This window comes from Halomicrobium sp. HArcel3 (assembly GCF_058933135.1).
The window spans coordinates 81,515-99,350 of sequence record NZ_JBZYDN010000003.1 but is presented as its reverse complement, the minus strand read 5'-3'; the positions used below and the strand labels follow the sequence as shown (position 1 = coordinate 99,350).

The 17,836-nt window shown below is 66.6% G+C and carries 14 protein-coding genes; 8 read left to right on the top strand and 6 right to left on the bottom strand.

Features of this window, described 5'->3' with window-relative positions; all coding sequences use genetic code 11:
- Positions 1-74: 74 nt before the first annotated feature.
- The gene (locus AC5FRV_RS10120; protein WP_493560972.1) at positions 75-965 is read left to right on the top strand and encodes a glycerophosphodiester phosphodiesterase; all 891 of its coding nucleotides are present in this window, start codon (positions 75-77) and stop codon (positions 963-965) included.
- Positions 966-1,001: 36 nt separating this feature from the next.
- Here AC5FRV_RS10120 and AC5FRV_RS10115 read toward each other — a convergent pair whose 3' ends face one another.
- The gene (locus AC5FRV_RS10115; protein WP_493560971.1) at positions 1,002-1,784 is read right to left on the bottom strand and encodes a DUF7260 family protein; all 783 of its coding nucleotides are present in this window, start codon (positions 1,782-1,784) and stop codon (positions 1,002-1,004) included.
- Between the two features lie 508 nt (positions 1,785-2,292).
- On the bottom strand, positions 2,293-3,390 hold the full coding sequence (locus AC5FRV_RS10110) for an outer membrane protein assembly factor BamB family protein (RefSeq protein WP_493560970.1): 1,098 nt from the start codon (positions 3,388-3,390) through the stop codon (positions 2,293-2,295).
- 486 nt (positions 3,391-3,876) lie between these two features.
- Here AC5FRV_RS10110 and AC5FRV_RS10105 point away from each other — a divergent pair, with 486 nt between their 5' ends.
- Positions 3,877-5,154 carry a DUF6498-containing protein gene (locus tag AC5FRV_RS10105; RefSeq protein WP_493560969.1) on the top strand — a complete coding sequence of 426 codons (1,278 nt, stop codon included), beginning with the start codon at positions 3,877-3,879 and terminating at the stop codon, positions 5,152-5,154.
- Between the two features lie 179 nt (positions 5,155-5,333).
- Positions 5,334-6,110 (top strand): class I SAM-dependent methyltransferase, encoded by a 777-nt coding sequence (locus AC5FRV_RS10100; RefSeq protein ID WP_493560968.1) that lies wholly within the window; start codon positions 5,334-5,336, stop codon positions 6,108-6,110.
- Between the two features lie 331 nt (positions 6,111-6,441).
- Here AC5FRV_RS10100 and AC5FRV_RS10095 read toward each other — a convergent pair whose 3' ends face one another.
- Positions 6,442-7,482, bottom strand: coding sequence for a zinc-dependent alcohol dehydrogenase family protein (locus AC5FRV_RS10095; protein ID WP_493560967.1), 1,041 nt, complete (start codon positions 7,480-7,482; stop codon positions 6,442-6,444).
- A gap of 166 nt (positions 7,483-7,648) precedes the next feature.
- On the opposite strand from AC5FRV_RS10095, the gene AC5FRV_RS10090 reads away from it, so the two are divergent.
- Positions 7,649-9,019, top strand: a complete 1,371-nt coding sequence (locus AC5FRV_RS10090; RefSeq protein WP_493560966.1) for an MATE family efflux transporter — start codon at positions 7,649-7,651, stop codon at positions 9,017-9,019.
- A gap of 76 nt (positions 9,020-9,095) precedes the next feature.
- Here the strand turns inward: AC5FRV_RS10090 and AC5FRV_RS10085 are convergent, their stop codons facing one another.
- Positions 9,096-9,218: a hypothetical protein gene (locus AC5FRV_RS10085; protein WP_493560965.1), complete on the bottom strand. Its 123-nt coding sequence runs from the start codon at positions 9,216-9,218 to the stop codon at positions 9,096-9,098.
- A gap of 34 nt (positions 9,219-9,252) precedes the next feature.
- Here AC5FRV_RS10085 and AC5FRV_RS10080 point away from each other — a divergent pair, with 34 nt between their 5' ends.
- Positions 9,253-10,524, top strand: a complete 1,272-nt coding sequence (locus AC5FRV_RS10080) for an outer membrane protein assembly factor BamB family protein (RefSeq protein WP_493560964.1) — start codon at positions 9,253-9,255, stop codon at positions 10,522-10,524.
- 12 nt (positions 10,525-10,536) lie between these two features.
- Here the strand turns inward: AC5FRV_RS10080 and AC5FRV_RS10075 are convergent, their stop codons facing one another.
- On the bottom strand, positions 10,537-11,661 hold the full coding sequence (locus AC5FRV_RS10075) for a Gfo/Idh/MocA family protein (RefSeq protein ID WP_493560963.1): 1,125 nt from the start codon (positions 11,659-11,661) through the stop codon (positions 10,537-10,539).
- 167 nt (positions 11,662-11,828) lie between these two features.
- Between AC5FRV_RS10075 and AC5FRV_RS10070 the strand changes: the two genes are divergently transcribed.
- The 3 genes from AC5FRV_RS10070 (at position 11,829) to AC5FRV_RS10060 (ending at position 17,059) form a co-directional block, all read left to right on the top strand.
- A complete protein-coding gene (locus tag AC5FRV_RS10070; RefSeq protein ID WP_493560962.1) occupies positions 11,829-15,473 on the top strand; it encodes a PAS domain-containing sensor histidine kinase in 3,645 nt (1,214 codons plus the stop codon).
- Positions 15,466-15,921 (top strand): response regulator, encoded by a 456-nt coding sequence (locus tag AC5FRV_RS10065; RefSeq protein WP_493560961.1) that lies wholly within the window; start codon positions 15,466-15,468, stop codon positions 15,919-15,921. The genes AC5FRV_RS10070 and AC5FRV_RS10065 overlap by 8 nt, the downstream gene beginning before the upstream one ends.
- A 112-nt stretch (positions 15,922-16,033) precedes the next feature.
- Positions 16,034-17,059, top strand: coding sequence for an LLM class flavin-dependent oxidoreductase (locus tag AC5FRV_RS10060; RefSeq protein ID WP_493560960.1), 1,026 nt, complete (start codon positions 16,034-16,036; stop codon positions 17,057-17,059).
- 72 nt (positions 17,060-17,131) lie between these two features.
- Here the strand turns inward: AC5FRV_RS10060 and AC5FRV_RS10055 are convergent, their stop codons facing one another.
- Positions 17,132-17,491 (bottom strand): hypothetical protein, encoded by a 360-nt coding sequence (locus AC5FRV_RS10055; RefSeq protein WP_493560959.1) that lies wholly within the window; start codon positions 17,489-17,491, stop codon positions 17,132-17,134.
- Positions 17,492-17,836 lie beyond the last annotated feature (345 nt).

The following is a 17,836-nucleotide window of genomic DNA, read 5'->3' as shown; positions in this document are numbered from 1 at the left end:
CAGTTACGAGCAAAAATAGTACCCAATAGATGTCATATAAACGGTGATTAGTCCACTCGTCGCTGGTTCAGGCGATGTCACGGGATACTGAGGGACGGACGAAGCACGTATCGCGACGAGGCGTTCTCAAGACCACTGGAGCGATGCTGGGCACTGCGGCGCTCAGCGGGACGGCATCGGCGTCCAGAAACTGGGGGCGGGGCCGAGGCCGAAACGACGACCTCGCCATCACGGCCCACCGCGGATTCAGGGACGTCTACCCGCAGAACACGGTCGCCGCCATCGTGGGGTCGTGTCGTCTCGGTGCCGACCGGATCGAGATCGACGTCGAAGCGACGGCGGACGGCGAGATCGTCGTCTTCCACGACGCGGCGCTCGACGATCTCACGGACGAGGAGGGACTCGTCGCCGAAACGCCCTCCGAGACGGTGCTGGAAGCAGAAATCCTGGAGTCGGGCGAGACGATTCCGACGCTCGCCGAGACGCTCGACGCGGCCTGGCCCATGGTGACGATGAACATCGAGTTCAAGGATTCGGGCCCGCTCTCTTGGACGGAGTTCGCCGAGCGAACGCTCCAGATCGCGTCGCAGTACCGGGGCGAGTACTACGCATCCTCGTTCGACCCGGACGCGCTCAGGGCGGTCCGGAACGTCGATCCGGACGTCGCGGTGGCCCCGATATTCGGGCAGAACAAAGAGGAGAATCTGGCGATTGCCCGGGAGCTCGACGCGGAGGCGGTCAACCCATCGACAGGGGTTCTCGACCAGGACCTCGTCGAAGCCGCACACGAGGAAGACCGGGACGTGAACGTCTGGACGATCGATAGCTGGCGAGAGGCGAGTACGCCCGTCGAACTCGGCGTCGACGGGCTGATCGCCGACTACCCTCACATGGCCACCTTCGCCACTCGTGAGAGTCGCGACGGCCGGCGAGGCTGGGGCAACCGCGGACGCGCAGGGAACTAGCTTCGCGCCACGCTCCACGCAGATTCCCCACTTCTACTATTTGGCTCCGCTCATTCGCCGTTCGACGGTCCGGCGGCGGTCCGTGATGCACTCACCTAGATCGGCGATTACGGAGAGAACGGGATACGTCTCGTCGAGCCCCTGGTACACGTACGCGGGGACGTCCGGCGCAGACCGGGGAACCCAGAGCTTCCGGTGCTGCCGACGGATGGCAGCCTGTCTATCTGCAGCCACTTCGTCACATTCCGTTTGCAGGTTTTGCAGCGTCGACCGGCGCCCCTCGAGCGCGCTAAACGACAGATTCTCGTCCTCGCCGTCGACCGTTCCTTCCACCCGGTCCAAGATGCCGTGGATCCGTTCCTCGGTGTCGACCAGCGACTCCCGCTCGGCGTCGAGCGTCGACAGAAATCGCTCCCGCTCGTCCAGCGCCTGTTCTGTCTTCGCGAGCACCGACTGCTTGCAGTACTCGCCGAAGTGCCCCTGAACGAGCGCCGCTGCGACGTCCGCACCGAACTCGGCCTCGAGGCTCTCTACGTAACTGTCGCCGTACTCCTCGTCGTAGTGGGGGACGCTCATCACCGTCCCCACGTACGCGTCGCGGACGGTGGCCAGACCCGTCGTCTGGGGTGTCTGGAGCTGTCGTTTTGGGCCCTGCATGGGCGTCGGCTCGACGACGTCCACGTCCCGGACCCGGTCGAGGAAGGACGAGAGGGCGTCGCGCTCGTCAGTTGTTCGCTGTGTTTCGACGGCCAGGGCGCGCCGTGCGGCCTCAAGGGGGTCGTCCGGCGTTCGGTCCGCGCGGACCGGGTCGGCTGTCATTAGCCGAAACTCGTCGAACCCGTCCATAAGGCGTTATAATACTGCTACCGAGCGCTCAGGTCGGATCAGAACGGTACGTAGTTAGCCGCAGTCGAGTGGTGACTCTGAGTGGTACGTACTGTCGAAATAGAACGACTAGAGGATTCCTTGTACCCACTCCAGCTGGGGCCGGTCGAGAGCGCCACCAGCGACGAGTCGACACACATCTTTGAGGAGATCCAGAAACGGACATCCTCGTACGCCATTCGTATCACTGCTTCGAAGGGATCGATTCACCAATTTCTGCACAGGGCGGCGACGGTGAGCCTCTCCGGCGTCGCCATCGCCTTCCGCTCGACGCGTCACATGCACTGCCCTGATTCATCGTGTCTGGGATAGCCGAACGCCTCGCCGAGCCCGCTCGTGACTGGCGTCTGTGGTCGACGGAGTCGTCTTTCGCTAGTTTCCCGTACTCGATATCGCAACTGGGCACCCGAGTCAGCGGATTTCAACTGGCAACTGATTTTGATTATCGGTCGTCGCCCGTTACGTCGATGGCGACCAGTTCACCCATCACTCCAGCGTAGAGTTGTCCATCCGATACGAGTATACACGAGGTGGGGTATTCGGTCTCCACGTACCACCGCTCGGTGCCGTCGTGTGAGAACGCATAGACCCCGTGGTCGGTCCCGGCATACACCCCGCTCGCGTCGGCAAGCGGGCTCGCGAAATCGGAATCCCTGACAGTGTAATCCCAGCGCATCTCACCGCTATCCTGGTCGTATGCAACGAGGCGGCCGTCGTCATTCTCGTCTGGGTACGTTCCGACGTATACCTGTTCGTCTCCCGTGGTTATTCCGGAGGGGCTGATAGCCGGTGTCTCGGCGGTCCAGTTGACGGATCCGGTCGAGCGATCGAGAGCCACCAGACGGCCAATTTCTTGGTCGCGGCCAGTTGCTGCATACACAGTGTCGGCGGCGACGACCGGTGGACGACCCTCCCACTCGAGGTCGTGTTGCCAGCGCGACGTTCCATCAGCGTCCATGCAGTGGACCACGCCAGCAGCCTCGTTACAGGCGACGACGCCGTCGTCAGTCGGAGCGAGGGACAGTTCCTCTCGGGCACCGATCGCTGTCAGCCACTCTTCCGTCTCGGAACTCCGGGAGACAGAAATGAGATCTGACCCCCCAGCGTAGACGTGGCTTCCCGTGGCCACCACGGATGACATCGCAGCCGAGCCTGCGGTCCACAGATCGGACCCGTCTTGCAGGGAAAGAGCGCGCACGCCGTCGCAGCTGGGTACGTATATGCGCTGGCTGTCTGCGGCAACTGCCTTCCGCAAACAAGTGGTTTCGTCAGAGTGGAGATTCGGTTCGTCCTCGACGTGTCGAGACCATCTCTCCTCGCCGGTCCCCGTCTCGATCGAGTACAGGTCTGTGCCCGTGGAGAAGTACAGCGCGTCGTCAACGATTGCGATATCGTAGGAAACAGGCGAGCGATGCCAGATGATTCGGTCGTGGGACAGCGTCGCCTGTGGACCGCTCGAATACGAACACCCTGCCAGCAACGATCCGAAGGTGGCGCCTGTAGCTGTGAGTAGTTTCCGCCGTTCAAACGAGCTAGCCATCGCTTCGGTATGTGATATCGGTGTGAAAAGTAATTTCGTTTATCCCGGATCTGAAAAAACAAGACTCTTCGAATGGAAATTTGCTAGAACGGAACCGGAAATTAGAACCGGGTTCGACAGGCCCCCAACGGTCTTCGCGTCACGTGCACCGGCTGGACTCATTGTGTCGTGGGTACCCAGAGCCCCTGTCGAGGCGGTCGGCAGGGTCCCACTCGGGTGAATAGCGACCTTCGTCGTTCCACGCGTAGTATCGGACGTGTGTCTCTCCATAGCTGGGGAACCGCGGATGGTCAGCGACGATGTAGGTGGGCCTGGTTTCACTACTGAGGGTCACAGTAGCTTCGTCTTTCGGGGTTTCGAAGTTGCCCACGTGCGTCGAATCGAGGACCGTTCCGTTGGCGTCGTAGAGGCGCACATCACTGGCCGGTTTGGCTCGCCACCGGAAGTCAGCCAAATTTTTACTGCCACTACCAGCACGTTCGGTACGTGGTCTCCCGCAGCCAGGCACGGAACTATCGCCCGCTGCCGAAACTCCTCGCGGTCGTCGTGGCGAACGCCCTCCCGCTCGTCGGCGTCGGTCTGCTCGGCTGGAACCTCGCCGCGCTCGTCACGCTCTACTGGCTCGAACTCGGTGTCCTCTCCCTGTGGGCGCTGGCCCGGGCCCTGTTCGCCGGTCGCCCCTCGGAATTCGACGGAGACCCGCTGATCGCTGGGGCACTCGCCGCCAAGCCCGTCGGGATACCCGTCCCGTGGACCGGGCTGTGCATCCATCTCTCGTCGCTCCTGGTGCTCCCAGTCGGCGTCGGTCTCCTCGCACTCGTCTGGTTCTTCGCCGGCGCCATGACCGTCGGCGTGCTCGGCCCCGTCGCACTCGGTCCGGACGTGCTGACGTCGGTGGTGGTCGCCGGGTTCGGCATCGTCCTCAGCGAGGGCGCCTCGACGGTCCACGACTACTTCTATCGCGGCGGCTACCGCGAGCACAGCGCCCAGACGGCGATACAGGGCGTCTTCGTTCGCGGCGCGGTAATCGGTCTCGGGGGGATGGTCACGGCGATGGTCGTGGGCCTCGGTGTGGGCTCGGTGTCGATGGACGACCATATCAGTGCCGTCGACCCCTCAATCGTCGGGGTACCGCTGTTGGTGGGGATCGTCCTCGTCAAGTTCGGCTTCGATCTCGCGAGCCTGTACCGGGACCGCCTGACCGAATTCGACGAGGCGACCTTCATCCAGTTCGGGTGGGCGTACGACCCGCCCACTAGCGACGGGGTCGAGCCACTCCGGGCGGACTCGATCACCCGAGTACGGCCGACCGTTCTCGGCCGGTTGCTCGGTGGCGTCTCGATTGCACACGCCCGACGCCATCCCGGTGGGTGGGTCGTCGGCGCGTTTCTCATCGTCGTCGCAGGACTCTTCGCGACCGGGCAGGCCTGGGACGTCGTCCTCGTCTTCGCCGTTGGTGGGCTCGTCGTCCCGCTCGGGGTCGGTGCACTCGACTACTGGCTACGGTACGGCGGCGTCGAGTATCGCGTCGCCGAGGACCGAATCGTCGCCTACGACAGATTGTTCCGGACGCGACTGTGGCGCGTCGAACGGTGGGACGAGACCGGCGTGCGCGTCGAACGCGACCGACTGGACGCGTGGCTCGACACGTCGACGGTCGTCATCGAGTGTCCCGACGAGGACCATCGGCTACCGCGTCTCCGGGAGCCAGCGCCGGTTCACGACGTCTTCGACCGGCGAACTGGCGAGGCGTGGGCCGGCTGAGGAGTGAGGGACAAGCCACCGAAGCCGAGTGCGGAAGCCGACAGCGACGGTGGTGACGTCATCACGAGCGGGGCGCCGTGCATCGAGAGACCGCCGATCGTGTCGATCGCGGCGTCGGCCGGGACAGGCAGTACCACACCAGCCCAACACTCAAGCACCCTCTCGCTGACACGAACGGTATGAACGATCCGGACGGGGAGAACCGGAAACTGTGGGACGAGTGGAGCGACGAGTTCCAGGCGCTCTGGAACGCGGACACCGACGAGGGCGGGCTCCCCCCGGTGTACTCCCCGCTGCCGGACCCCGAGGACCTGGCGAAGTGGCAGGCCGAGCGACTCCCCGACCGCGAGGAGCTAGATTTCGTGGAACTGGGCTGTGGCGGCGGACAGGGAACGGTCGGGACAGCCAGCGAGGGCGTGGGAACCGCCGTCGGCGTCGACTTCTCGTTCCAGCAACTCCGCCACGCGACCCACCTCAGAAACGTCTACGGCGTCGACGCCGAGTTCGTCACCGGCGACGTGGCGGACCTGCCGCTGGCCGACGGCGCGTTCGACCTGGCCTACTCGGGGTACGTGTATTTCATGGTCGAAGACGTCGACGCGGCGCTGGCCGAAGCGAAGCGCGTGCTCCGGGACGGCGGCCTCCTCACGTTCCAGGTTCCCCATCCCTTTCACGAGCAGTTCGACCCGGCGACCGTGGAACTGGCCCGGAGCTATCACGACACCGGCCCGCGACGCGACAAGAACGACGATATCCTCCACGACGACATCGTCGTCTTCGACCGGACGATCGGCGACCTCCACGGCGCCCTCGTCGACGCCGGATTCACGGTCCGGGAGCTGTTCGAAACCCCGCGGAGCGACGACCCGGACGACTACGACGAGGACGACAGCACGTCGCCGGAACTGCTGGCGATGGTGCCGCGGACGCTCGGCTTCTGGGCGATCGCCGAGTAGCGCGCGGTCCGGCGGCTGGTCGGAGCCACCCCAGACCTGACAGCACAAAGATACTCAGATCTGTGTCAACAAGTAATTTAACAACACCAGTTGTTGTCCAAGTTGGTTCCGCACACCAGTATTGACCATGCGTGTGTGTTGCGGAACCCCAGGCTGCCCTTCACGCCCGAATCGTCACGCGACGTGCTCAATCCGGGCGTGAAGCACTCCCACCCACCGTTTCTGTGATGCGCGCTACGACGTCGTCTGACCGCCGTTGCCGATCCCGCCCGCGGCGCCCAAGACGAAAGGCATCTCGTCATCGAAGTCGAACTTCTCGCTCGTGGATACCTCAGGCTTCGACACGTACCATCACCTTGATCGCCTCCCGCTGGTCCATCGCCCGGTAGCCTTCCGGGACGCCGTCGAGGTCGACGGTCTTCGTGAATATCGGTGACGGGTCGAGGGTCCCCTGGAGCACGTCGGCCATGAGTTCCTCGGCGTACTGTCGTACCGGCGCGGGACCACCGGTGAACGAAGCGTTCCTGAAGAACAGCTGTTCGACGAACTCGGCACTCTCGACGTGGGGGACACCGACATACCCGACGTGTCCACCGGGGCGGACCACCTTCGCGGCAGTCTCCAGCGCCGCTTCGGCACCGACGCACTCGAGGACGTGATTCGCGCCGCCGTACGTGAGTTCCCGGGCCTCCTCGACGGCCTCCTCGCCGCGGGCGGAGACGACCTCTGTCGCGCCGAACTCCCGGGCGAGTTCGAGGCGGTCCTCGTGGTGGCCCATCGCTACGATACGCTCGGCGCCGAGGCGTTTTGCGGCGAGCACGCCGCAGAGGCCGACCGCGCCGTCGCCGACCACGACGGCCGTGTCGCCGGCCTCGACGTTCGCACAGACCGCGGCGTGGTGGCCAGTTCCCATGACGTCCGTCAGCGGGAGCAGGGATTCGAGGGCGTCCTCGTCGTCGGCGTACCGGTCGGGAACGCGGACGAGCGTGCCGTTGGCGTGGGGCGAGCGGACGTACTCGCCCTGTGCGCCGCCGTTGTCCTCGTTCCAGGAGGCGCCGTTGACACAGGCGGTGTGGAGTCCCTTGCGGCAGAACTCACACTCGCCGCAGCTGATCGCGAACGGAGCGAACACGCGGTCGCCCGGTTCGACGTGGCGGACCTCGTCGCCCACCTCCTCGACGACCCCCATCGGTTCGTGGCCGACGGGTGCGCCATCGGCCCTGTCCTCCTCACCGCGGTAGAACCAGAGGTCAGACCCGCAGATCGCCGTGTGGGTGATGCGAACGATGGCGTCCGTCGGGTCCTCGATTTCGGGCCTGTCTCGCTCTTCGATACTGATGTCGCCTGGGCCGCGATACACTGCTGCCTTCATCGTTCACCTCAGAATGCGTGACCGACTGGCAAGTGTCCGACGCTATACGGGCGGCGTGTTCAAATGGCACTCCGAGTCGAGCGCGGCCGACACGATCTAGCGTTCGGACCGGCCGACCCCGAAAGTTCGAAACGCTGATTCGCCCGTTTCCCGTCTCCCGAGGTGGATGGTCGACTACGACCGGCTGTTCGGGCTCTGGCGGCGGACCGTCTCGCTGTCCTGGCCGATTAGCGTCCAGCAGGCGCTGACGACGCTGATGCGGACGGTCGACGTCGTCGTCGCGGGGCTGTTCGCGCCGGCGTACGTCACCGCCATCGGGCTCGCCGACCTGTACGCCCAGGTCCCGTTGCGGATCGGACTCGGGCTGGGAACGGGCGCCATCGCCCTGTCGAGCCAGGACACCGGCCGGGCGGCCACGGCGACCCGTGACCGGGCGATCACCCAGGCGTTCCTGATCGGCGCACTGGCGGGTCTGCCGCTCATCGTCCTCGGACTACTGTTCTCGGACGTCTTCATCGCCATCCTCGGCGCCGAGGCCGAGGTCGTCAGGCTCGGTGCGCAGTACCTCACGCTCGTGTTCGCCGCCGCGCCGATGCGCATCGTCGGCCTGGTCGGCGCCCGGTCGCTCCAGGGCACCGGCGACACGGTCACGCCGATGGTCGTCAACGGCGGCGCCAACCTCTGCAACGCGGTCGCGACGGTCGTGCTCGCGCTCGGGCTCGGACCGGTCCCGGCGTTCGGCATCGTCGGCATCGGGCTGGCGACGCTGCTGGCGCGGACCGTCGAGGCCCTGGCGATAACGGGGGCCATCGCGAGCGCCCGGACCGACCTCTCGTTCGCCCGGCCGCGGTCGCTCACTATCACCCGCCAGATCGTCGGCGTCAGCCTCCCGAACCTGGCCGAGGGGATGAGTGCGTCGCTCGCGAACTTCCCGTTCAACGCGCTGTTGCTCGTGTTCGGGACGGAGGTCAACGCCGCCTACCACATCGGTCGCCGGATCTACCAGCAGCTCGCGGGGCCGATCTACCGGGCCGTCAACACCGCCGCGAGCATCACCGTCGGGCAGTCGCTGGGCGAGGGTGACCCCGCAGGCGCGCGCTACGCCGGGTTCGCCATCGCGGCACTGAGTATCCTCACGATGGGTGCCGCGGGCGTCGTCCTGGTCGCCGGCGCCGGCCCCATCGCGTCGGTGTTCACCGACGACCCGGAGACACTCGCGTACGCGGCCGCGTTCACCCGGGTCTTCGGCGTCTCGATGCTGTTCTTCGGGGTCTTCTTCCCCTTCGCCGGCAGCCTGCGCGGCGCCGGCGACACCCGGACGCCCTTTTACGCGCGGGCCACCGGGACGTTCGTCTTCATGCTCGGTGGGTCGTACCTGCTCGCGATTCCGCTGGGCTGGGGCCTGTCCGGCGTCTACGTCGGCCTCGTCCTGAGCTACGTCTGCTGGGCGGTGATCGCCATCGCCGGCTTCGTCTGGGGCGACTGGGCCGACCGCGCGGCCGGGATGATGGCCGAACGGGCCGAGGTCTCCGATTGATAGTGCCGGTCGTAACGACGGTCGCCGTGCCTCACTCCAGCTTCGCGGCCCGCTCGTCCTCGCTCGCCCACTCAGCTTAGTCCAGCCGAACCGACGTCGCACGCTCGCTGGACTCGTAGACGACGTCGATGACGCGCTGGACGAGCAGGCCTCCACGACTGATCTGTGAAGTGGCCCGGAGCGGCTCCCATATCAACATGCATTTGTAATGAGTGTTACACCACCATCGCACGATGAAATCTGAAGGGGTGAGCCGGCGGCGGGTGCTGCGAGCGAGCGTCGGGTCCGTCGGCGTCGGAGCGGTCGGGTTTAGCTCTAGCCGTCCCACGCGTGCCCAGTCCGGCGAGGCGTGGTCCCAGTTCGGCTACGACGACGCGAACACGGGACATGCGCCCGAGAACACGGGCCCCGTCACAGACATCTCCCAGCAGTGGGCCGCCGAGACTGACAGCAGCATATACTCTTCGCCAGCAGTGGCTGACGGCACCGTCTACGTCGGGAGTGACGACCACAGCGTGTACGCACTGGACGCGGCCGACGGTTCTGAGCAGTGGGCCTTCGAGACTGGCGATAGTGTTACTTCGTCGCCAGCGGTTGTCGATGGCACTGTCTACGTCGGAAGCAACGGCTCCACAGTATACGCGCTGGACGCGGCCGATGGTTCCGAGCAGTGGACTTTCGAGACAGGTGACGAGGTGTGGTCGTCGCCGGCAGTTGTCGATGGCACTGTTTACGTCGGGAGTTACGACAACACGGTATACGCACTGGACGCGGCTGACGGTTCCGAGCAATGGACCTTTGAGACTGGTGGCCAGGTGGGCTCTTCGCCCGCAGTAGCCGACGGCACAGTCTACGTCGGAAGTGACGACTACAAGGTGTACGCGCTGGACGCAGCCGATGGCAAAGAGCAGTGGGCATTCGGCACGGGCAGTCCATTGTACTACTCGTCGCCGACAGTAGCCGATGGAACTGTCTACGTCGGAAGTAGTAACAAGCTATACGCGCTGGACGCGGCCAACGGCACCGAGCAATGGACTATCGAGAGATTCGACGACGTGGGCCCGTCGCCGGCAGTGGCCGACGGCACCGTCTACGTTGGTAGTGCTGACTACAGCGTTTACGCGCTCAATGCGGCCGACGGTACCGAGCAGTGGGCTTTCGAGACGGAGTACAAGATGTACTCGGCGCCGGCAGTGGCCGACGGAGTCGTCTACGTCGGAAGCGGCGACAACAACGTATACGCGCTGAACGCGGCCGACGGCACCAAGCAGTGGGTCTTCGAGACCGGCGATATTGTGAGCTCGTCGCCGGCAGTGGTCGACGGGACCGTCTACGTCGTAAGTGCCGACAACTCAGTGTATGCAGTCCAGGGCTCCCCGGGGACACCGAAGAGCCAACCCACGGACGACTCCGGTCCGGGGTTCGGAGTACTCAGCGCAGCGGCCGGCGCAGGGTTGGCCGGCCTCTCTAGGGCAGTCGCGACCGAGCAGGATACGGACGAGTGAACGGAGTGCTACTCACTCCAGCTTTGCGGCCCGCTCGTCCTCGCTCGCCCGCTCTGCTTCGTCCAGCCGAACAGAGGTCCCCCGCTCGCTGGACTCGTAGACGGCGTCGATGACGCGCTGGACCAGCAGGCCCTCCTCGACGTGGTTCATCGCGGGGCGCTCGCCCGATCGCACGCCGTCGAGGAAGGCGGCGGCCTCCTCCACGTACCGGTCCCGGTCCGGGTCGCCCGAGAGCGTCGTGTCCCGGTGGTGGTCCAGGGCGCGGTCGTCGGAGCCGAGGACTTCGAGTTCGTCGCCGCCGATGGCGAGGCGGGCGCCGCCCTCGGTGCCGCGGACGTGGAACTCGTGGTCGGGTTCGCGGTTCGTCGCCCACGCGACCTCCAGGGAGATGGTGGTGTCATCGGCACAGCGCAGCAAGAGGGTCGCCGAGTCCTCGACGTCGCGCTCGCCCTCGCTCGCGTCCCAGCCACCGGCGAAGTCGTCGGGGTCGACGTAGGACTCGCCGCTGATGAACGTATCACGGGTGACGCCGGAGACTTCGACGACGTCGGGGAAGCCAGCCAGGTAGAGCGCGTAGTCGATGGCGTGGACGCCGATGTCGATGAGCGCGCCGCCACCGGAGAGGTCCTCGTTCGTGAACCACGAGTCGAGGCCGGGGATGCCGCGGCGGCGGACGAACGCGCCCTCGACGGCCTCGACGTCGCCGAACTCGCCGTCGGCCTGGTAGGCCCTGAACAGCGACGGCGCGGCGGCGAAGCGGTTGCTGAACCCGACCATGCAGAAGGCGTCCGATGCCTCGTCGGCGGCGACGATCCGTTCGGCGGCGGGCAGCGAGTCGGCCAGTGGCTTCTCGCAGAGGACGTGGATATCGCGTTCGAGGGCGGCCGTCGCGGCCGGTTCGTGGAACGCGTTGGGCGTCGTGATGACGACGGCGTCCAGGTCGAGTTCGTCGTACATCGCCACGTGGTCGTCGAATGTAACCGCGTCGAAGGCGGCGGCGAACTCGTCGCGGGCCTCGGTGACGACGTCCGAGCCGCCGACCACGTCGGCGCCGAGCGCGGCGAGGTTGCTTGCGTGCTGAGTGCCCATCCCGCCGAGACCGACGATGCCGACGGCAGGGGAATCGGAAGTTGACATTACGTATCCGTCTCTCGTCCACCAACATGAATCCATCTTATATCGAGATTGAGAAAACGTGCCGACCAGCTCGACGCCAATCGGTTACGTCCCGCCGCGACGGGGCAGGTGCGTCGGGAACTGTCCTTTCGCCAGGCGTTTATTGGCGGATGCCCTCTCCTGGAACCATGGGACCATCGGGCTCGGCGCCGGACGTCACGCGGGAGGACGCCCTCGGCGTCTTTTCGGGACTGGCTGAGCCACACACGCCGCTCACGACCGGGGACGTCGCCAGCACGCTGGAGTGTAGCGAACAGGCCGCGGAACGACGGCTGCGGGCGCTCGCCGACGACGGCGCCGTTCGGACGCGACAGGTCGGCGACGGCCTGCGGGTGTGGTGGCAGCCGGCCGACGCGGACCTGACCACCAGTCACCGGTCGACGCTGGCGGAGTTCGGCGCGTTCGTGCGCGCTGTCGAGGAGTACGCCATCTTCACGCTCGGGGCGGACGGGACCGTCGCCAGCTGGAACGACGGCGCCGAACGGATCAAGGGGTACGCGGCCGCCGAAATCGTCGGCGAGCACTTCTCGACGTTCTACACGGACGAGGACGTCGCGGCGGGCGTCCCCGAGGCCAACCTCGAAACCGCGGCCGAGCGGGGACGGGTCGAGGACGAGGGGTGGCGCGTCCGTGCGGACGGGACGCGGTTCTGGGCGGACGTCGTCGTCACGGCCATCCGCGACGACGAGGGGGACCTCGTCGGCTTCACGAAGGTCACCCGTGACAAGACTGAACAGCGAGAGTACGAACAGCAACTGCGCCGGGAACGCGACCTGACCGAACAGATCCTGGAGACGGTCCCGCTGAGTATCTCCCTGGTGGAAGCCGACGGCCAGTTCGTCCGGGCCAACGAGCAGACGCTTGACCGGGTGGGACTCGACGAAGACGAGCTGATGGACGCGAACGTCAACGCGTGGGACCTGTACGACGCCGACGGCGACCCGATACCGGTCGCCGAGCGACCGTGGGAGCGGGCGCTCGCGGCCGGGGAACCGGTCACCGGGTTCGAGTGTCAGATCGACCTGTCGACGCTCGGACGGCGGTGGCTCTCGGTCAACGCCGCACCGCTCGGCGACGGGGAAGACGCGGGCGACGACCGGGTCGTGGTCACCGTCGAGGACGTGACCGACCAGAAGGAACGCGAACGACAGCTGCGGCGCGAGCGCGACCAGACCGCGCAGCTGTTGCGGACCGTCCCGGTCGGCATCGCCGTCCAGAACGCCGACCGCGAGACGCTACGAGCCAACGAACACGTCCAGGCGGAGATGGGGCTCTCGGAGCAGGAGTTCCGCGAACAGCCGGTCGACGAGGGAGAGTGGCAGATATACGACGTCGACGGCGACCCGCTCGGCCCCGAGGAGACGCCGTCGGCGCGTGCCATCGAACAGGAGGCGCCGGTGTTCGACGAGGAAATCGTCATGGAGTCGCCCGACGGCGAACGGACCCACTATCGGATAAACGCCGCGCCGCTGTTCGACGACGACGGGGCGGTCGAACGGGTCGTCCTCGCCGGCGAGGACATCACCGAGCTGAAACTGCAGCAGCGACAGCTCGAGCGCCAGAAGTCGGAGCTGGAGACCGAGCTCGGCGAAATCTTCGAGCGAATCTCGGACGCGTTCTACGCCCTCGACGACGAGTGGCGGTTCACGCACGTCAACGAGCGAGCCGCCGAGATCGTCGGCCACGCGCCCGACGAGTTGCTCGGGCAGGTCGCCTGGGACCAGATCCCGGGCGGCCGGGACGGCGCGTTGGGTGAGCGGTTCCGGACGGCGATGGACACCCAGGAGCCGATCACCTTCGAGGAGTACGTCCCCGTCTCCGACGTGTGGCTGGAGTTCAACGTCTATCCGTCGGAGTCGGGGCTCTCGACGTACTTCCGGGACGTCACCGAGCGCAAGGAGCGCGAACGGGAACTCGAACGGACCGAGCGCCGCTACCGCGCACTCGTCGAGAACTTTCCGAACGGGGCGGTCGCGCTCGTTGACGAGGACCTGTACTACCAGACCGTCGGCGGGAGCCCGACCGACGTCGCCGACCGGACCGTCGAGGAGGTGGAAGGAGGATACGTCGGCGACGTCCTGCCCGACGAACTGGCCGACGAACTCGTTCCGTACTACGAGGCCGCCATCCGCGGCGAACGCGGCGAGTTCGAGGCCGACGTCGGCGAGCGCATCTTCCAGTTCCGGGTCGTCCCCGTCCGCGACGCCGCGGGCGACATCTTCGCCGCGCTGGGCATGTCCCAGGACGTCACCGACCAGAAGCGACGGGAACGGGAACTGACGAAGTACGAAACCATCGTCGAGACGGTCAACGACGGTATCTACGTGAAAGACGACGACGGCTACTTCACGATGGTCAACGACGCCTACGCGGAGCTGACGGGGTACGACCGCGAGGAACTCGTCGGCGCCCACTCCTCGCTCGTGGTCGACGAGGCGGCCATCGAACAGTCACGCGCACTGGAAGCGGAGATGGAACGTGGTGACAACCCGACGATGGAGGCGACAATCCAGACGGCCGGCGACGAAGCGGTCCCGGCGGAGGCGACGTTCACCACGTTCGAGACGGGCGACGGCGAGCGGAATCACGTCGGCGTCGTCCGGGACATCTCCGAGCGCCTGGCACAGCGGCGCCGGCTCGAAGAGTCCGAACGCCGGCACCGCACCCTCGTGGAGAACTTCCCGGACGGCGCCGTGGGCCTGTTCGACGAAGACCTGGAGTACACCGCCGTCGGGGGCCAGTTGCTCGACGCGGCGGGAGTCGGCAAAGAAGACCGAGTCGGGAGCACTGTCTCGGACGTGTATCCGGACGACCTCGTCGAGACCATCGAACCGCACTTCGAGTCAGCCCTCGACGGCGAGTCGAACACCTTCGAGGCCGAGCTCCACGACCGTCACCTGCTGGCGCACACGCTCCCCGTCACGAACGCCGACGACGAGGTGTTCGCCGGGATGCTGGTAGTCCAGGACGTCACCGAACAGGTCGAGCGCGAGCAGCGCCTCGAAGAACTCGTCGACCGCCTGGAGGCGTCCAACGAACGGCTCGAACAGTTCGCCTACGCCGCCTCCCACGACCTCCAGGAACCCCTGCGGATGGTGTCGAGTTACCTCCGGCTGATCGAACAGCGCTACGCCGACGAACTCGACGACGACGGGCGGGAGTTCATCGACTACGCCGTCGACGGCGCCGACCGGATGCGCGACATGATCGAGGGGCTGCTCCAGTACTCCCGGGTCGACACGCGCGGCGACCCGTTCGGCCCGGTGGACCTGAACGCGGTCCTCGCCGACGTTCGCGACGACCTGCAGGTGCGCATCGACGAGACCGACGCCGACATCGACGCCGAGGACTTGCCCGTCGTCGAGGGCGACAGGGGACAGTTGCGCCAGGTGTTCCAGAACCTGCTGGACAACGCCATCGAGTACAGCGGCGACGACCCGCCCGAGATAACCGTGAGCGCCCAGCGGCGGGGCGACTGGTGGGAGATTTCGGTCACCGACCAGGGGATCGGCATCGACCCTGCCGACGCCGACCGGGTCTTCGAAGTGTTCCAGCGCCTCCACGCCCCCGACGACCACGCTGGGACGGGCATCGGGCTGGCGCTGGTCGAGCGAATCATCGAGCGCCACGGCGTCCACGCGCGCGAAGTGCGCGTGGGCTCGGCAGACGAGCAGAGCGAGTCCGTCGGTGGCGACATCTGGGTCGACTCCGAACCCGGGGAGGGGGCGACGTTCACGTTCACCCTCCCGGCCGCAGGTGAGCGCGATGAGTGACGGACGCGCGGCGAGCGGTCCGGCAGACATCCTGCTCGTCGAGGACAACCCCGGCGACGTTCGTCTCACGCAGGAGGCCCTCGACGCCGGTCGCTTCCACAACACGCTCCACGTCGTGACCGACGGCGTCGACGCGCTGGACTTTCTCAACCGGCGCGGCGACTACGCCGACGCGCCCCGGCCCGACGTCGTCCTCCTCGACCTGAACCTCCCGCGGATGGACGGCGACGAGGTGCTCGCGGCGATTCGCGACGACGAGGACCTCCGGTCACTCCCCGTCGTCGTCCTGACGAGTTCGCAGGCCGACGAGGACGTCCGGCGGTCCTACGAACTGCAGGCCAACGCCTACCTGAGCAAGCCGGTCGACCCCGACGAGTTCGTCGACGTGATGCGGTCGTTCCAGGAGTTCTGGCTCTCCGTGGTTCGGCTCCCCGGGAACGGGGACTAGCCCACGCGGCCGCCGAACGGCGGCACCTGGGACGACCGCCGAACGGCGGCGCGGTGGACGGGCGCCGAGCGGAGGGTTGATTCGACGTGACCCGTTTGTCTCTCGTAGCCAGATGGACCTCTCTATCGTCGACATCGCGCCCGTCCGAAGCGGAGAGACGGCGACGGACGCCTACGAGGACACCGTCGAACTCGCGCAGGCGGCCGAGCGCCTGGGTTACTCGCGGTTCTGGGTGGCCGAACACCACGGCGTCTCGGACGCGATCGCGAGCGCGACGCCCGAGGTACTGATCGCCCACCTCGCGGCGAAGACCGACGACATCCGCGTCGGGTCGGGGACGGTGCTCCTGAACCACTACAGTCCGTTCAAAGTGGCCGAGACGTTCGCCTCGCTCGACGCGCTCGCGCCCGGCCGGGTCGACCTCGGCCTGGGGCGGGCGACGGGGATGCCCGCCGTGGACCGAGCGCTGGCCGGAGGGCGGTCCCCTCGTACTGCCGGCGACGACCACGCCGAGAAGATCGAGGAGGCGGCGCGACACGTCTACGACGCCTACCCCGACGACCACCCCTACGCCGACATCCGGATCCCGCGGTCGGCCGACGACGTCCCCGAGGTGTGGGTGCTCGGCTCAAGCCCGTCGAGTGCGAAGATCGCCGCCGACCTCGGCCTCCCCTACGCCTTCGCCGCGTTCATCCGACCGACCGTCGCCGCGACGGCCCTCGACACCTACCGCGAGCGCTTCCAGCCCTCCGAGTTCGACGAGGGCCTGGACGAGCCCCACAGCATGCTCGCGGCCAACGTCGCCTGCGCCGAGACCGACCACGAGGCCGCGCGCCTCCGAGCCTCCTCCGAAGCGGCCTACCAGCGCATGGCCCGCGGCGCGTTCGGCCCGCCCCCGACCGTCGAGGAAGCCATCGACGAAATCGGTGGCGTCCCGGAGCCGACGCCGACGTCGCTGGCACCGAGCGAGTGGCCCCGCGCCGTCTCCGGCAGCCCTGAGACCGTCGGCACCCTGCTCGAGGAGATGACCGCCCAGGTCGGCGCCGACGAGGTGGTCGTCCAGAACCTGATCGAGGACCCCGAGGCCCGGATCCGCTCGCACGAACTCATCGCCGAGGGCGTCGGGCTGACCTCGTAGCGGTACGACCCAGCGACCGTCGACAGTCGACCTGGTTCGCGCCGCGCCGTCTCTGGAAGGGGTCCCAGCGGGCTAGTCCAGGTCCCGAAGGATTATTTCCGCAGTACTCCCGTCAACTTCGACCGAGACGACGTACGCCCCAGTCGTCGGGACCTCGAACGTCTCGTGTCCGCTACTGGCCGCTGTGGCCGCGATCTCCTCGTCCGTTTCGGCTCGATGAACGTATCCGGTGACAGTACCGATATCACCGTCCGATTTGTCGACTTCCAGTCGCAATCGGTTCCCCGCTTCCAGCTCGACCTCCCATTCCTTCGTCGGCGACGTCGCTGAAACCTGCGTCTGGTGTAGCACCGCGTCTCCCTGGAGACAGCCCGATAGCGCCGTCGCGGTCGTCGTCCCCACCATCGCCCCCAGATATGTACGTCTGTTCATACGAACGATGCTCTCTCACTGGCCAGATATAGTTCCTCCGCCGGTGCCGGCCGGTTCGTCGGCCGCCCGGACCGCCCACACCCCCTCGACGCGTTCGAAAAGAGAGGTTCTGGCGCGACCATCGCTGGCGGCGGGAACAGGCGCGCACCGAGGCCCACGGAGAGCGGGGAGGCCGGTGCGTCGACCAGTACAGACTAGAGGCCGTCACGTCGCCGGACGTCCGGACCAGTCCGTCGACGGAAAAGGCGACCGGGGGAACGACCGATCGCCTCTAACTAACTGGTCAATATGTCAGTCGTTATTGGCACCGATAGCGCCTGTAGCGGCCGATGGTGTCGATACGGT

What these genes read in the sequence shown, in the direction of transcription:
- AC5FRV_RS10055 (WP_493560959.1), bottom strand. Translation starts at nt 17,491, where the DNA reads ATGAACAGACGTACATATCTGGGGGCGATGGTGGGGACGACGACCGCG.
- AC5FRV_RS10120 (WP_493560972.1), top strand. Translation starts at nt 75, where the DNA reads ATGTCACGGGATACTGAGGGACGGACGAAGCACGTATCGCGACGAGGC.
- AC5FRV_RS10060 (WP_493560960.1), top strand. Translation starts at nt 16,034, where the DNA reads ATGGACCTCTCTATCGTCGACATCGCGCCCGTCCGAAGCGGAGAGACG.
- AC5FRV_RS10085 (WP_493560965.1), bottom strand. Translation starts at nt 9,218, where the DNA reads ATGTTGATATGGGAGCCGCTCCGGGCCACTTCACAGATCAGTCGTGGA.
- AC5FRV_RS10080 (WP_493560964.1), top strand. Translation starts at nt 9,253, where the DNA reads ATGAAATCTGAAGGGGTGAGCCGGCGGCGGGTGCTGCGAGCGAGCGTC.
- AC5FRV_RS10095 (WP_493560967.1), bottom strand. Translation starts at nt 7,482, where the DNA reads ATGAAGGCAGCAGTGTATCGCGGCCCAGGCGACATCAGTATCGAAGAG.
- AC5FRV_RS10100 (WP_493560968.1), top strand. Translation starts at nt 5,334, where the DNA reads ATGAACGATCCGGACGGGGAGAACCGGAAACTGTGGGACGAGTGGAGC.
- AC5FRV_RS10110 (WP_493560970.1), bottom strand. Translation starts at nt 3,390, where the DNA reads ATGGCTAGCTCGTTTGAACGGCGGAAACTACTCACAGCTACAGGCGCC.
- AC5FRV_RS10065 (WP_493560961.1), top strand. Translation starts at nt 15,466, where the DNA reads ATGAGTGACGGACGCGCGGCGAGCGGTCCGGCAGACATCCTGCTCGTC.
- AC5FRV_RS10115 (WP_493560971.1), bottom strand. Translation starts at nt 1,784, where the DNA reads ATGACAGCCGACCCGGTCCGCGCGGACCGAACGCCGGACGACCCCCTT.
- AC5FRV_RS10090 (WP_493560966.1), top strand. Translation starts at nt 7,649, where the DNA reads ATGGTCGACTACGACCGGCTGTTCGGGCTCTGGCGGCGGACCGTCTCG.
- AC5FRV_RS10070 (WP_493560962.1), top strand. Translation starts at nt 11,829, where the DNA reads ATGGGACCATCGGGCTCGGCGCCGGACGTCACGCGGGAGGACGCCCTC.
- AC5FRV_RS10075 (WP_493560963.1), bottom strand. Translation starts at nt 11,661, where the DNA reads ATGTCAACTTCCGATTCCCCTGCCGTCGGCATCGTCGGTCTCGGCGGG.